Source organism: Ruegeria sp. AB9, assembly GCF_056542585.1.
In genome coordinates, this window is the sequence record NZ_JBQGAA010000016.1 from 33,273 (window position 1) to 47,950 (window position 14,678).

Consider the following 14,678-nt stretch of genomic DNA (forward strand, 5'->3'; position numbering starts at 1 on the left):
CTTCTCCTTGGTTTGAAGCAGGCCGGGCCCGCTGATGGACAAAGGTTTACCGCCAGCTCCGAGATCGTGCTTGAAGTCGGCTTGAGGAATTCATGAGGATTGCTTGGAAAGGTCGGGATGCTGCGCTAGCGTGTTGGAATAATCGCGAATTCCGGAGGTCACAGCATGTTCCGCTTCGGAGAATTCGAACTTGATACAGGGGCGTTCGAATTACGCCGCGCGGGTCAGCCGGTCAGAGCTGAACCCCGCGCTTTGGAATTGCTGTGCCTTCTGATCGAAAACAGCGACCGAATTGTTGGCCGCGATGAGATCATCGAGAAACTTTGGGATGGGCGCATCGTTTCCGAGGCGGCGATTTCGACTTGTCTGAAAAACGTGCGGCGGGCTGTAGGCGATGATGGCAAGGCGCAGGCCTTGATCAAAACGGTACATGGTCGCGGCTTCCGGTTTGTGGGGACGCTCGACACGCAACCGGTCAGGCCCCAATCCGTGCGCAGTGGAGTAAATGAGCTTCCGTCACTGATTATCCTCCCTCTGCAGGTCTTCGATGGTGATCCGGCCCTGCAAGTTGTGGCAGACAATCTGGTTGAGACATTGACCACCGTTCTGACGCGGGTACCGCTTCTGTCCATCGTTTCGAGGACTGCGAGTTTTACGGTGAAAGACCAGGACATCGACTTTTCAGCAATGCGTGAACGTTTTGGCGTCTGGTACATGCTTGAAGGTAGTTTGCAGCGTATTGCGACAGGCGTCCGCGCCAATTTCCAGCTTATCGATACACAGAGCGGGCACCACCTTTGGGCGCGCCGGATCGAATGCCCGGATGGCTTAGGTTTGACTGACGACCTGCTGGAGGCCCTTGTGCCATTGCTGGAACCACAGCTTATTCGGGCCTTGATGCGGGATTTGTCTGCGCGTGGAGGTGGCGGTTCTGCCCGTTCCCTTACATTGCAAGCGACCGGGGTGCTTTCACTGAAGGGATGGAACAAGGCTGCTTTCGAAGAGGCTGCGGCTTTGCTCTCAACGGCATTGAAGCTTGAGCCGGATCTGGCGCTTGCACATGCGTACCTCGCTCTGGTGCTGGGCTTGGGTCACAGGGTGGGCATTCTGTCAGAGCGTGACACATTGTTCGCGGCGGTTACAAAAGCTGCGGAACGCGCAATGGAACTGGATGGGTTGGATTCAACAATTCTGGGCATGGCGGGTTGTGCGCTTGCAGATATCGGAGAGCGTGACCGGGCTATTCCAATCCTTCAGCATGCTTTGGACCTGAACCCTGACAATGCTCAGGCCAGAACGGCGCTGGGGACCGTTTTTTTGCTCGCTGGCCGGTTTGCCGAGGCCAATGCCGACCTCAAGGCCGGGATTGCATTAAGTCCGATGGATCCACGCCGGGCAGTTTGGGGATCGGCGTTGGCTATGTCTGCGATACTGGTTGGCGATACGGATCAAGCCATAACGGAAATCGGGAATGCGCGTCGTGCCGATCCCGGAAATCACATTCCATGTATTATTGACGCTGTTGTTCACTTGTCCAGGAACGAAACGGAGCAAGCCAGCCAAGCTTTGATCTCGGCCTTTAGAATCCGCCCGGACTTAACTGAGCGAGAGTTGAAATCTCTGGTCGGGAAGGGATTTTTTGCGCTTCTGGAGCCTTTTCTTGAAAACGCACGACTGTCCTTTCAATCGCAAAACGCGCCGCGTTAGACCTTCCGCCACCTGCCCTCGAAATCTCTTTATTTTATGAACGTCACGCCCATGTTTGACATTGGGTACTGGGGTTTGTTTGCGCAAAAAGTGGCGTAGAACGTGATTTGATTTATAGCCGAGAGGATGAGTGATTCCGAACGCGCGTGGCAGGCCTGGTGAGAGGCGACTCACCAACAGGGCGATTCACAAGGTGGGTCCGGGGCGACACACAGATGGTGGGGGCCTTTGTCTCGTCGTTGATAAGTCCGGCGCAAAGCACTGGCTTGTTCGGCTCGTCATACAGAAGAAACGGCGAGACCTTAGGCCTGGGTCAATCGCTCTTGTCGATGTTGAAGAGGCTCGCGCAAAAGCTCTTGATGGTATCACGACAAGAGATATTCAAGACATCCCGATGCCGATCTGGCTGACAAAGTCGGAAACCGCGCGGCATGTCCCGCAGCGTATGGGGCGTGTGTTCAAATATGCCAAAGCCTTGTCATTGTCGCGGATAACTTAAATCGCCGACACTCTGCTACGCTTTGCGCTCTCAGAATGTCGGCGATCAGGAGTTTCCTAAAACGCTCTAGGAGAATTGTTCAGGCAGCAACGCGTCAGGCAAATTTTGATAACAGACAGGCCGTAAAAAACGGCGGATCGACAATGTACCGACAGATGTTGCACCGAAATTAGTCGAGGCCGGGTATGGGCCGCCATGGACCATGCTGTCGCACACCTCAACTCCTGTGGGGAAGCCATTGGCCAGCACGCGCCCGGCTTTGCGTTCGAGGATCGGCAGCAAGGACTGCGCCGTATCCATGTCGGCTTCATCCATATGCAGGGTGCAGGTCAACTGCCCGTGCAGACTGCGCGCGACGGCGCGCATTTCGTCGGGTGTCTCGGCGATAACGATAATGCCCAGCGGACCAAACACCTCTTCCGCGAGGGTTTCGTTTGCCAGCCATGTCGCGGCGCTGGTTCGGTACAGGTGGGGGGTCGCGTTGCGTTGATCGCACATCGAAGTCAGGACCTCCTGAACGCCAGCTGTTTCCGCGACCCGGGCTTGGCCTTGGCGATAGGCTTCGGCGATGCCGTCGGTTAGCATTGTCTGTACCGGAACCTCGTTCAATGCGGCCTGTACCGTGCCGGCGAAACGGTCTGCTGAATCACTTGCCAGCATCACGGCAACGCCAGGGTTGGTGCAGAACTGACCTGCGCCCATCGTCAGTGATCCGGCCCAGCCTTTGGCCATTTCCTCGCCTCGGTTCGTGAGTGCCGCGTCCAGAATGAACATCGGATTGACGGATCCAAGCTCACCAAAAAACGGGATCGGTTCAGGGCGTGCGGCGCACAGGTCGAACAGGGCACGACCTCCTGCCAATGAACCGGTGAAACCAACGGCCTTGATCAGCGGATGTTGCACCAAAGCTGACCCCACAGCCCGGTCGCCGCCCTGGATCAGGCTGAATACACCGGGATGTACGTTGCAGTGCTGGGTAGCGGCGTGGATTGCTTCAGCAATGATCTCGCCGGTGCCCGGGTGGGCGCTGTGACCTTTGACAACAACCGGGCAACCTGCAGCCAGCGCGGCTGCGGTGTCACCCCCTGCAGTTGAAAATGCCAGGGGGAAATTTGATGCGCCAAACACTGCAACCGGGCCAATCGGGCGTTGGATCATTTTCAGATCGGGACGGGGCAGGGGGGCACGGTCCGGCAGCGCATTGTCATGACGTTGGTCCAGATACTCACCGCTGAGGATATGCGTTGCGAACAGTCTTAGCTGTCCCGAGGTGCGGCCCCGCTCGCCTTGCAGCCGAGCTTCGGGCAGGCCGGTTTCCTGTGTGCCAATCTCGGTGATCGCGTCAGCGCGCGCCTCGATTTCATCGGCGATGGCGTTCAGGAAAGCGGCACGTTCTTCCCGGGTGGAATAGCCATAACTCCAAAACGCCTCTTCTGCGGCCTGAGCGGCAGCATCGACGTCTGAAATGCGGCCTTTTGAGAAGTTATGCGACGGCCCATGTGCGGGTTGTGACGCAAAGAATTCGTCACCTGGCAGCCAGTTGCCGGCGATCAGGTGCTTGCCATGCGGAGTGAAGGTCATTTGGGCCTCGTAACTTCAGATGTTCATTTTGTGGATAATGTATCCAAAATGACCAAACTTACAAGACCTGCATCAGGAATCCTCTGCTACGCGTTTCGAGGCAATCATTTCCAATAGCTGTTCCTTGGTTCGACGGATGTGTTGCATCAAGACTTCGCAGGCCTCATCCACCTTGCCCTCTTGTGCCAGCCGCAGAAGATCACGATGTTCCTTCTTCGCAGGTTCTCGCTGTTTCATCACGCTCAGGTGCATTCGTACATAACGATCCGATTGAAGGTTGACGCGGTCCAGCAGCTCGTTGGTCAGCTTTCGCTGTGAGGCCGCATAAAGCGCCGAGTGGTATTGATAGTTCAATATCCCCCACTTGCCGACGTCATTTTCATCGTATGACGCCTCCATCTGCTTCAGAATTTCGTCGCAACGTGCAAAATCGCTGGGACCCATGTTCGGAATTGCCCGACGAAACAGATCCACTTCGATCAGGATACGAAGGTCAAAAATTTCACCGATTTCGTCGAGGGAATGCTTGGTCACGGAACCGCCGCGATTGTTGGCCCATTGGACCAGGCCTTCGGCATTGAGACGTTTCAGCGCTTCGCGGATCGGCATACGCGAGACATCATATTCCTCGGCCAGCGCCTCCTGCCGGATCGTCTCACCTTCGGCAAGTTCGCCGCTCAGAATGCGCTCACGCAGATCGCTTGCGATGACGTCCGGTAGGCTTTGTTTCGCGATTGCGCGTTTTCCTGACATTCCCAATTCCCCGCCACGGTTTTTTGGATACAATTACCTATAATCAGTGGCCTTTCCAAGCCGAACTTGAATTTCGACGCATATCGGAGAGTTTGAAAAATCTAAATCTAAGGATGAATCCTACAACAAAAGTGTTTCCAACTCGCCACGGTAAAAGGGCAGGCCAGCCGGTTTGGAACAGGTTCAACGGTCCAAAACTAAGAATGCCAAACCCACACGGCACATCTGAAGATCCGTTTTGTCATTGGCGTCCGCGAGTATTGCGCTTCACCCGCATTCAGACGCCCCAGGTGTCAGACAAGCGATATCCACCCGGCCATGGGTCGTCAGGATCCAACATGTGCTGATGAATACCGGTAATCCAACCGCGACCGCTGATTTCAGGAATGATCGCCGCGCGGCCACCTACTTGCGCAGTGTCAATAATCCGACCGCTAAACCGCGACCCGATGATCGAGACAGCCTCGAAGGATTGGCCGGGTTTCATCAGCCCCTTGGCCGCCATCAGCGCCATGCGGGCAGACACTGCGGTACCTGTCGGCGAACGATCTACCTTACCTGGTTGGATCGCCACAGCGGATTTACCGCTTAGTCCGGTTTCTGTTTCACTCAGCGGACCGCAGAGGGCACAGAACGAAATATGATCCCAGTCCGGGTTTTCAGGATGAGAGAACCCAAGCTGCTCATTGGCAGCGTTTGTGATCTTTACCCCTAACCGGGCTATGTCGCGGGCCTCATGTTCGACGATTTCAAACCCTAGCGCCTGCGCATCGACGACGACAAAACTATCGCCTCCATAAGCGGTATCTACTGTGATCGTGCCCAGACCGGATACCTCGAGCGGAACCGACAGCTTGTCAGCGAAGCTGGGCAGGTTCTGGACGAAGATACGTTGCGCCTTGCCATCGTGGCATTCCGCACGCACCCTGACCAGCCCGCCCGGAGCCTCAAGTACCATATAGGTTTCGGGCTCTTGCATCGGAATGATCCCGCCATCCAGCAATACGGTTGAAACACAGATTGAGTTCGAGCCCGACATTGGCGGAGTGTCTTCGGGTTCCATGATGATCCAGGCGGCATCTGCCTCGGGGTTTTTGGGCGGTACCAAAAGGTTGACATGTCTGAACACACCGCCACGCGGTTCGTTCAGAACAAAGTTGCGCAGGGTCTGGTCCTGCGCAATGTAACTACGCTGTGCCCAGAGGGTGTCGCCCGGTGGTGGGGCGACGCCCCCGACGATGACATCCCCGACTTCGCCTTCAGCATGGGCGGAAATCACGTGAACGGTTTTGCTGCTTCGCATCATCGAATCCTATCTGTATGTTGCGACTGGTTCGCCCAACGCTTCGAAAATGGGCGTGATCCCGAGACCAGGACGATCCGAGGCTGTCATCCGGCCATTAACGCGCTTCGGCGCGCCTTCAGCGATATCTACTGTACCGTAAGAGTTGAAATCGGTGGCCGAGAACGTGAACTCTGACGGCGTCGACCGGGCCAGATGGGCGATAGCAGCTGTGGTGATGTCACCCCCCCAGGTGTCTTCGATGGTCATCGGGATGCCATGCGACACGCACAGATCACGCATCAATCGCGCCTTGGTCAAACCTCCTACCTTGGAGATTTTCAGATTGATCACATCCATAGCGTCCTCGGCGATACCACGGACCAGCGTGTTAGGTGTGTCGATCACTTCGTCCATCACGAACGGCAGGGCAGTGCGACGACGGATCGAGACGCATTCCTCATAGGTCAGACACGGTTGCTCCACGTAGACATCCAGGTCTGAGATCGCACCTACCACACGTGCGGCCTCGTGTCGGGTCCAGCCAGTATTGGCGTCTGCCACCAGCAGATCCGTCTTTTTCAGAACCGCACGGGTGGCGTGAATGCGATCGATATCGTCATTGGCTTCACCGCCTACCTTAAGCTGGAACTTGGTATAGCCTTCAGCCGCATACCCTTCGATCTTTTTCGCCATGATTTCGGGCGCTTCCTGGCTTATCGCGCGATAAAGCACTACGTCTTCCTGCGCGGCACCGCCCAGCAGGGTGTAAAGCGGTTGGCCTGTGGCTTTGCCCAGCAGGTCCCAGCAGGCGATATCGACAGGTGCCTTGGCATATGGATGACCCCGCAAGGCCGCATCCATGGTGCGATTGATCTGGCCGATATTGAGCGGATCCTGTCCAATCAGATGTGGCGACAATTCGGCTAGACCGGCCCGAACCCCAAGCGCGAAGGACGGAAGATAAGCCGATCCCAGGGGACAACACTCGGCATAACCCTTCAGACCTTCATCCGTGATGATTTCCAGAACGGTGCTGTCGAAGACTTCGACATAGTTGCCGTTGGACCAGCTATAGCGGCCTTCTTTCAGCGGCAAATCCACCTGATAGACATTCAGCGCGGTGATTTTCATGGGGTGTACTCCAGATCAGAAGCGTGTGGATGCGTAAGGTTTCATGTCGAGCGCCGGCTCGGTGTCCGTGACCAGATCAGCGATCAGTTCTGCTGTGCCTGCGGATTGGGTCAGCCCCAGATGGCCATGACCAAAGGCATAAAGAACCTTCTGTGTATGGGCTGAACGGTCGATCACTGGCAGGCTGTCGGGAAGCGACGGGCGAAAGCCCATCCATTGCGTGCCACCTTCGAGGTTCAGGTCAGGCATGAATCGCCCGGCCTTTGCCAGCAGTGTGTCGGCGCGCTTGTAATTGGGTGCCAGTTTCAGCCCTCCTAACTCGACCGCGCCACCGATGCGCACACCTCCGTTGATTCGCGTGACGACAAAACCGTGCCCTCCAAATGTCAGATGGGTGCGCAGGTCAAAGGCCCCTTCGGGCAGAGTGGTGTTATAACCGCGCTCTGTCTCAAGAGGGATGTGATCGCCCAGGCATTTCGCCAGTTGATGAGACCAGGCCCCGGCGGCCACGATCACTTGTTTCGCAGCAACTTCACCTATCGAAGTGGTAAGGCGTACACCCGTATCGATCAGCGTCAGCGCGTTGATCCCTGCTATTTCAACCTGTCCGCCACGAGCAGTGAACTGTGCGGCCAAATGGCTTGTCCAGCGGGCCGGATCGATCGTGTTCATCCAGGTGGGCGTAAACCCAGCATGGGTAAATCTCCGGTGAAGCCCAGGCTGGATTTCGGCAATTGCGTCGGGGCTGTCCAGCAGATCAAACGGGATGCCATGATCCTTGCGTAGCTCCCATGTGGGCAAGCTGGCGCGGAATTCGCCTTCACTCTCGAACAATTGCAACTGACCTTCGCGCTGCATCAGTGCTTCGCCATCCACATCCGTGATCTGACGCTCCAGCGCGGCGCGGCTAAAATCCATCAGCGCGGCCTGTGCAGACAAAGAGGCGGAATACCGGTCCCGCCAGCTGGCCCGCCAAAACCTCAGCATCCATGGTGCGATGCTCAATGCGTAAGAGGGGGGAACTGAAAGCGGTCCCAACGGATCAAGCAGCCATTTCGGGGCCTTACGCATGATCCCAGGCGTGGCCAGTGGCACGATGTCGGTAAAGGCGAAGGCCCCGGCATTACCTTTCGAGGCACCAGCTCCGACCCCTTCGCGATCCAGCACCAGCACCTGTTTACCGCGCTTTTGTAACTCCAACGCTGTGCTGATCCCGATGATACCGGCGCCGATCACAACAATGTCCGTCCGGGTGTCTTGCAGCATGGCCAGATGTTCTCAGATTGTGGTTCAGTCGCCGGGGGCCGGACCGTGCCAGCCCCCAGTTTTTATGTCAAAGGAAGATTCCCCCGCGGAACGGATCGTTCTGCGCGAAAATCAGTTTACCTTCGGCCATGATGTGGGCTTGTCCGGTCAGCGTCGGGATGACACCGCCATTGAGGCCGGGCTGATAGCTCAACCGATAAGGGCTGCCGATCACGCTTTCATGCACAATCTCTTCCCCCGGGGCCAGAACTCCATCCGCCGCCAAACAGGCCAGACGTGCTGAGCTGCCGGTCCCACATGGGGATCGGTCATATTGATCGTCCGGGCACAGAACAAAGTTCCGGCTGTGAACGTCTTTTTTGGGGGATTGATCCTGCAAGATCACGTGATCCACCGGTTCCCCGTTTTCACCCCGCACATCCTGATCGATACAGGCGCCGCGTATTGCGATAGTCAGATCGGTGAGGGCACGGATATTGCCGGAATTCACTGCCATCGGACTAGGGTCGACAATGAAGAACCAGTTGCCACCGTAAGCCAGATCGCCGGTCACTTTCCCATAGCCTTCAACATCAACTGATACAGAGGCCTTGACCCGCCGACTTTCGATATTGGTGACGCGCACGGTATTGGCATCCAATAGGTCGATCGAGATGATGCCAGCCGGTGTTTCAACTTTGTGAGTACCTGTCCCGATCCGGCCCATATGCGCCAGAGTGACGCCCAGACCGATGGTGCCATGCCCGCACATACCCAGAACTGCATCCGCGTCGAAATAGATCACGCCGGTCTCGCATTCCGGATCTTCAGGTGTGACCAGAAGCGCCCCAACCATGCCGGGTTGGCCGCGCGGCTCCAGAAGCACGGATTTGTAGAACGCCTCATGCTGGGTGGCCAAGCGTCGTGCACGCTCGGCCAGTGGGCCCAACCCCAGATCGGGGCCGCCGTCGAGGATCACCCGCGTGGGCATTCCTCCGGTATGGCTGTCAATCACATGCATTCAGCAATGACTCCGCCTTGGCTTGACCAGTCGGCAAACCAAGTGCGGAACAGGCTGTATTGCTGTTCACAATAGTTGCGCTGGGCATCTGTCAGCTCGTCTGTTTTGTTGAAGTGCAAACGGTATTCCTCTTCGCCGTTCAGCACCAGCAGATGCTTGTAATACAGCACCAGATCGGTGCCTTCGTCAAAGCTGGCCAGCACACCAAAGGCCTCTTCAAGTTCCCGCGCCCGCAGGCGGGCTTCGGCGTGACCCGCCGCCGCCTTCTGGCACAAGGCTGCCAGCAGAAGTGCCTCTTTGGGCAAGGCGGTGCCAATCCCGGTGATTGAGCCGGTGGCACCGCAATTGACGAAGCCATGATAAACCTCGGTGTCTACGCCGACCATCAAAGTGACCTGATCATCTTTCGAGGTAATGTGTTCCGCCGCATAGCGCAGATCGCTTTTGCCGCCGAATTCCTTGAACCCAACCAGGTTCGGATGATCTGCACGCAGTTCCAGGAACAAATCGGCGCGGGTTGCGAAACCGTAGACCGGGCTGTTGTAAATGATCGCCGGGATATCCGGTGCAGCCGACAAGATCGCCTTGAAGTGGTTGCGTTGTGCTGCGATGGACGATCCGCGCGACAGCACGCGCGGGATGACCATGAGCCCAGCCGCGCCAACCTTTTGCGCGTGCGTGGCCAACGCTACGGCGGATTTGGAATTGATCGCACCGGTGCCGACGACTACAGGCAGGCCTGCCTCGATCAAACGCTCGACGCCTTCCATGCGTTCGGCGTCAGACAGCAACGGCCAGTCGCCCATCGAACCGCAATAAACAACTGCGGACATGCCTGCCGCGATCATTTCCCCGCCCTTTTTTACCAGAGAGTCGAAATCCGGTGTTCGGTCGGCTTTGCACGGGGTCATCAGAGCTGGCATGGTGCCGGTGAAGATATTCTTGGACATGAAGGTAACCTTCCTCAATGTTTCAGGGGGCCGGTGTGCTTAGCGCACATTGGCCAGGAATTTTCGGGTGTTCTCGGACTGCGCATCGCCGAATATCTGCCCGGGTGGACCGATCTCTTCCATCACACCCTGATGGAAAAAAGCAACCCTGTCAGACACATCACGTGCGAAGCCCATTTCGTGCGTGACACAGATCATGGTCATGCCTTCTTCTGCCAGTAGGCGCATGGTGTCGAGAACCTCACCCACCAGTTCGGGATCCAGCGCCGAAGTCGCCTCGTCAAACAGCATGTATTCCGGTTCCATCGCAAGCGCGCGGGCGATGGCCAGACGCTGCTGCTGGCCGCCGGATAGGGCCGAGGGGTAGACGTCAAGTTTTTCACCCAAGCCAACGTGGATCAGTTGCTTGGCCGCGATGTCATGGGCCTCTTGCTTTGACATTCCTTTGACGATTTTTGGGGCCAGCGCGACATTTTCCATCGCAGTCAGATGGGGAAAGCTGTTCCATTGCTGAAACACCATGCCCAGCTTTGTGCGCAGCTTGTTGATGTCGGTGGCCTTCGCATGAACATCAGTGCCATCGACTCTGACCGAGCCCTGCTGGATGGGTTCCAGCCCATTGATGCAATAAAGAAGGGTCGATTTACCGGAGCCTGACGCACCGATCACCGACAGGACTTCTCCTTTCTGCACATCCAGATCGATGCCTTTCAGAACATGCAGCGAACCGAAATACTTGTGCAGGTCGCGAATTTCGATCATTGGGCCCACCTTTTTTCAAGAGACGCGGAATAGCGCGAAATCGGATAGCTGAGCGCGAAGTAAAATGCGCCTGCGATTGTCAGGATCAGGAATGGTTCCTGCGTTCGGGTGATCAGGATCTGGCTGGCTTTGAGCAGTTCGACATAACCCAGAACCGACACCAGCGCGCTGTCCTTCATGACACCAAGCGCAACTCCGACCCATGCCGGGAACACAGCGCGCCCGCCGATCGGAAAAACGACATAGCGCAAGTCCTGCCAATAGGTCATGCCCAGACTGCGCGCGGCTCGGCGCATGGGATCACCGACAGCCTCGATGCCACCACGCGCTACATTCGCAACCAAAGCTGCAGTGTAGATGGACAAGATCACCACGCCCGAGGCGAACGGATCTAGGTTTAGCCCGACAATAGGCGCAAAGTTGTAAAACAGTACCAGTTGGATGATCAGCGGAACTGAACGGAAAATATCCAGAAACGGGGCCAGCGTCAGGGTTGCTGCCAGCTTGCCCTCGTACAGGATCCACCCGCAAACTACTCCAAGAACCGTTCCGATGGATATCGACAGAACTGAAATCCACAGCGTCCGCAGAGCGGCTTCGCCCAGAAACCACAGATCGTTGACGTTGAAGCCGCTGAAAAAGTTGACAGTGGGTTGCATCTGCACTTCCTTCAGTAGCGGAAGAGCCGGGTCGCCAGCAGGCGCGAGGCTCCGAGGATGATTTTGACGATCACGTAATAGATGACGGCCGTGACGGCGAAATATTCAAAGATGCGGAACGTGCGCGAGGCAAAGAACTGCGTCTCGCCCGACAGTTCCCGAAAGCCGACCAACATACCCAGAGATGACATCAACACAGCCCAGACCATCTGGTTGGTGATCGGGTGATAGACGATGCGAAACACCTGCGGGATCACCACGCGTGTGTAAGCCTGCCACGCGGTCATGCCCAGTGAACGAGAGGCGCGCAACTGCGTTTCGGGGACAGCCTGAAAGCCTCCGCGAAAATTTTCAGCCAAATAACCGGCGCAATTGAATGTCAAACCCGTCAGCACAATGAAATAAGGCGACAGGTGGATACCAAATGCGCCAAGTCCGAAGCCGAAAAAGAACAGCTGGAACAGGGCAGGCGTATTGCGCGCCAGTTCGACCCAAGCTGAGGCGAACCAATAGAGCGGCCCTTTAAGGTGCAGCCGTGTCAGTGCCAGACACAAACCGATTATGATGCCCAGGATCATCGCCATCACCGCGACCTGCAACGTCAGCAGTGATGCTTCAAGCAGATCGGGCAGGCTTTTCATTACCGGTCGCCAATGGAAGTTATAGTCGAACACAGGTTTCTTTTCCGCTGTTACCCAGCTCTTTCGTCCGGCTGAAAGCGGACGAAAGAGCATTTTGGGGTGGGATCAGTACATCACACCAGGAATGCGCAGTTCGGGTGCTTCACCGCCGACATATTTGCCCCACAGATCCTGATAGCGGCCCGAACGCACCTGATGGGTTACGAACAGGTTCAGGAAGTTCAGCCATGTGACGTCCTGTCGTTTGCCCACGACAGAGGTATAATCCGTTGTCCAGGGCATACGCGGACCGGCAATCACGGTTTCATACTGCTGGGTTATGGGCAGAACGGCAGTGTTGGTGGTGATGCCGATGTCGGCCTTGCCCTGTGCGACCGCCAGAAATACTTCGTTTTCCGACTGGTAACCCTGGTAGTTGCCTTCTTCGCCCCATTCGGCTGCGATTTTTAGCCATTCCTGCTCTGGCACAGTGCCAATTGCGGCGGCAACGCGTTTGCCACGGATATCTTCGAAGGTTTCGATGCCACTGTCCGCGTTTACGACACCCTGCGCATAGTAGATTGCATAAGGAATGGTAAAGCCTACGGTCCGCGCCCGTTCGAGGCTGTCCGAGGTTGCACCGAACACGACATCAGCACGCCCGGTCACGATGACGGGCAAACGCTCGGCCCAGGTCAATGGCAGGATTTCCGCTTCAACTTCAAGCGCCGCAGCCAGATCGTTGCAGTATTCTACATCAAAGCCTGCCGGTTCGTTGTTGGCATCACGATAACCAATTGGTGGAAAATCCAAAACAACGCCACAGCGAAGAGTGCCGCGGTCAACGACATCATCCAGCGTGTCCGCCATCGCTGGAACTGCGGAGAAAGTAGTGAAGGCCGCCAGTGCGACGAGTTTCTTGAGCATGTGATCCTCCCTGAATCAAACGATGGGGTTACGAGTAACGGATATTGTATCCAACATCCAGTATTAAAAATTTTTTATGGCCGCAACCGAAGCACTCCATAGCCGGCTGCGGGATAGACCATCATTCTCTCTAGAAACGACTTTTCATTCATCGATCACTTTAAGGTTCTGCGGGCCGATCCGGGTTCAAGAACTTGGTTCCTCATTCAGTTCGACAATGACCGAACAACGAAACATGGGCCAAAAGAGTTGTTTGAGTTAAGTTGTGGTATGTCGTTTGAACCGAGACTCGATATCGTCGGAGCCGCACTCGCGGACTCAAGCCGCGTCCGCATTCTGTGCGAACTGATGGATGGTCGATCGCATACAGGTAAAGAGCTGGCGTCTGTTGCCGAAATCGCTCCTAACACCGCGAGTGAGCACCTGTCGAAACTTCTAGCCGCAGAAATGATCACTGCCGAGAAAAGCGGTCGGTGTATCTATTACCGCATCGCCAGCGATGAGGTTGCGGAAACTCTTGAACAGATGTCAGCATTGTCGCCCACTGATCATCTTTACAGAGGCCGTAATCGGGGATGCCCGCCGGAATTGGTGGCGCGGACCTGTTACAACCACATCGCCGGCCGTCTTGGCGTATTATTGGCCAAGCGATTTGTGGAGCGAGGTTGGATTTCTGTCGAAGGAACGAACGCGCGATTGACGCAAAGTGGAAGCGAGCACCTGAACTGTATAGGTATTTTGTCTGACATAAGACCGTTTGGTCCGGTTAAATGCTGTTTGGATTGGTCTGAACGACGCCGCCATTTCTCTGGTCCTTTTGGAACCAATCTGCTCGAACATGCCCTGTCGCAGAAATGGGTGACCCGCCCGCTCAGTGGTCGAGTTTTGCTCATCGAGCCAAAGGGACTCAGCGCTCTGGAGCGGCATTTTGGCATTTCCAAAGCCGCATTGTTTGGTCACTTTGACCCCACCTGAACTTCGGTCGGAACCGAACTGTTTAATGTGGCGAATGATGGGTGCTTTCGATCATGTGTTGCCAAAAGGAAGGTGACTCCATGACCATGCAAATCCAATCCAGTCGTTTTGACCTTGAGGCGGGTTTCGAGATTTCCGTGCAGGTTCCGCAACCGCATGCAAGTGCTCTGCTTCAGGCCATTTACCCGGTAGCCGCGCTTGGCTACGGGGATTACGACCGCGTTTCTTTTCAAACTGAGGTTGGCATTCAACGGTTTCGATCTTTGCCGGGAGGGCGAAACGCGGCTACCGGTCAGGTAGTTGAAGTGCCGTGCGTTGAACTCTCGTTCTTCGTCCCCGATCAAAAGAACGTTCAGGACGTTGTGGGCACACTTTATGCTCAACATCCTTATGAAGAGCCGGTCATTCTGATCCGATCTGCTTTGCGCACGTTGCACCGGGCTGGAATGGACGAAAACAATCCCAACAAGTTCTGGAACCGTCCGCCTGAAGATTGGGTGCCGGAGGTTCACAGAACCGATGGACACAGTCAGAAATCATGAGCGCCTGACAAGCCGCATTGT

The 14,678-nt window shown here is 56.1% G+C and carries 15 protein-coding genes; 4 read left to right on the plus strand and 11 right to left on the minus strand.

Features of this window, described 5'->3' with window-relative positions:
* The first annotated feature begins 165 nt into the window (after window positions 1-165).
* Window positions 166-1,707 (plus strand): winged helix-turn-helix domain-containing protein, encoded by a 1,542-nt coding sequence (locus ACR0K5_RS21530; protein ID WP_480631600.1) that lies wholly within the window; start codon window positions 166-168, stop codon window positions 1,705-1,707.
* A gap of 130 nt (window positions 1,708-1,837) precedes the next feature.
* A complete protein-coding gene (locus tag ACR0K5_RS21535) occupies window positions 1,838-2,206 on the plus strand; it encodes an Arm DNA-binding domain-containing protein (RefSeq protein ID WP_480631601.1) in 369 nt (122 codons plus the stop codon).
* Between the two features lie 66 nt (window positions 2,207-2,272).
* Here ACR0K5_RS21535 and ACR0K5_RS21540 read toward each other — a convergent pair whose 3' ends face one another.
* The 11 genes from ACR0K5_RS21540 to ACR0K5_RS21590 form a co-directional block, all read right to left on the minus strand.
* The gene (locus tag ACR0K5_RS21540) at window positions 2,273-3,787 is read right to left on the minus strand and encodes an aldehyde dehydrogenase (NADP(+)) (protein WP_480631602.1); all 1,515 of its coding nucleotides are present in this window, start codon (window positions 3,785-3,787) and stop codon (window positions 2,273-2,275) included.
* 72 nt (window positions 3,788-3,859) lie between these two features.
* Entirely contained in the window at window positions 3,860-4,540 is a 681-nt protein-coding gene (locus ACR0K5_RS21545) for a GntR family transcriptional regulator (protein ID WP_480631603.1), read from the minus strand.
* A 277-nt stretch (window positions 4,541-4,817) separates the two neighbouring features.
* Window positions 4,818-5,843: a trans-3-hydroxy-L-proline dehydratase gene (locus tag ACR0K5_RS21550; RefSeq protein WP_480631656.1), complete on the minus strand. Its 1,026-nt coding sequence runs from the start codon at window positions 5,841-5,843 to the stop codon at window positions 4,818-4,820.
* Between the two features lie 9 nt (window positions 5,844-5,852).
* Window positions 5,853-6,956: a cis-3-hydroxy-L-proline dehydratase gene (locus ACR0K5_RS21555; protein ID WP_480631604.1), complete on the minus strand. Its 1,104-nt coding sequence runs from the start codon at window positions 6,954-6,956 to the stop codon at window positions 5,853-5,855.
* A gap of 15 nt (window positions 6,957-6,971) precedes the next feature.
* Entirely contained in the window at window positions 6,972-8,222 is a 1,251-nt protein-coding gene (locus ACR0K5_RS21560) for an NAD(P)/FAD-dependent oxidoreductase (RefSeq protein ID WP_480631605.1), read from the minus strand.
* 67 nt (window positions 8,223-8,289) lie between these two features.
* The gene (locus tag ACR0K5_RS21565; RefSeq protein ID WP_480631606.1) at window positions 8,290-9,222 is read right to left on the minus strand and encodes a 4-hydroxyproline epimerase; all 933 of its coding nucleotides are present in this window, start codon (window positions 9,220-9,222) and stop codon (window positions 8,290-8,292) included.
* Window positions 9,213-10,172, minus strand: a complete 960-nt coding sequence (locus tag ACR0K5_RS21570; protein ID WP_480631607.1) for a dihydrodipicolinate synthase family protein — start codon at window positions 10,170-10,172, stop codon at window positions 9,213-9,215. Before ACR0K5_RS21570 ends, ACR0K5_RS21565 begins: the two co-directional genes overlap by 10 nt.
* Window positions 10,173-10,211: 39 nt before the next feature.
* Window positions 10,212-10,934 carry an amino acid ABC transporter ATP-binding protein gene (locus ACR0K5_RS21575; RefSeq protein WP_480631608.1) on the minus strand — a complete coding sequence of 241 codons (723 nt, stop codon included), beginning with the start codon at window positions 10,932-10,934 and terminating at the stop codon, window positions 10,212-10,214.
* Entirely contained in the window at window positions 10,931-11,593 is a 663-nt protein-coding gene (locus ACR0K5_RS21580; RefSeq protein ID WP_480631609.1) for an amino acid ABC transporter permease, read from the minus strand. Before ACR0K5_RS21580 ends, ACR0K5_RS21575 begins: the two co-directional genes overlap by 4 nt.
* A gap of 11 nt (window positions 11,594-11,604) precedes the next feature.
* On the minus strand, window positions 11,605-12,234 hold the full coding sequence (locus ACR0K5_RS21585) for an amino acid ABC transporter permease (protein WP_480631657.1): 630 nt from the start codon (window positions 12,232-12,234) through the stop codon (window positions 11,605-11,607).
* Between the two features lie 105 nt (window positions 12,235-12,339).
* Window positions 12,340-13,140: a transporter substrate-binding domain-containing protein gene (locus ACR0K5_RS21590; RefSeq protein ID WP_480631610.1), complete on the minus strand. Its 801-nt coding sequence runs from the start codon at window positions 13,138-13,140 to the stop codon at window positions 12,340-12,342.
* A 270-nt stretch (window positions 13,141-13,410) separates the two neighbouring features.
* Between ACR0K5_RS21590 and ACR0K5_RS21595 the strand changes: the two genes are divergently transcribed.
* Together ACR0K5_RS21595 and ACR0K5_RS21600 are read left to right on the plus strand one after the other, a co-directional pair.
* Window positions 13,411-14,115, plus strand: a complete 705-nt coding sequence (locus ACR0K5_RS21595) for an ArsR/SmtB family transcription factor (RefSeq protein WP_480631611.1) — start codon at window positions 13,411-13,413, stop codon at window positions 14,113-14,115.
* Between the two features lie 80 nt (window positions 14,116-14,195).
* On the plus strand, window positions 14,196-14,657 hold the full coding sequence (locus tag ACR0K5_RS21600) for a YqfO family protein (RefSeq protein ID WP_480631612.1): 462 nt from the start codon (window positions 14,196-14,198) through the stop codon (window positions 14,655-14,657).
* Window positions 14,658-14,678 lie beyond the last annotated feature (21 nt).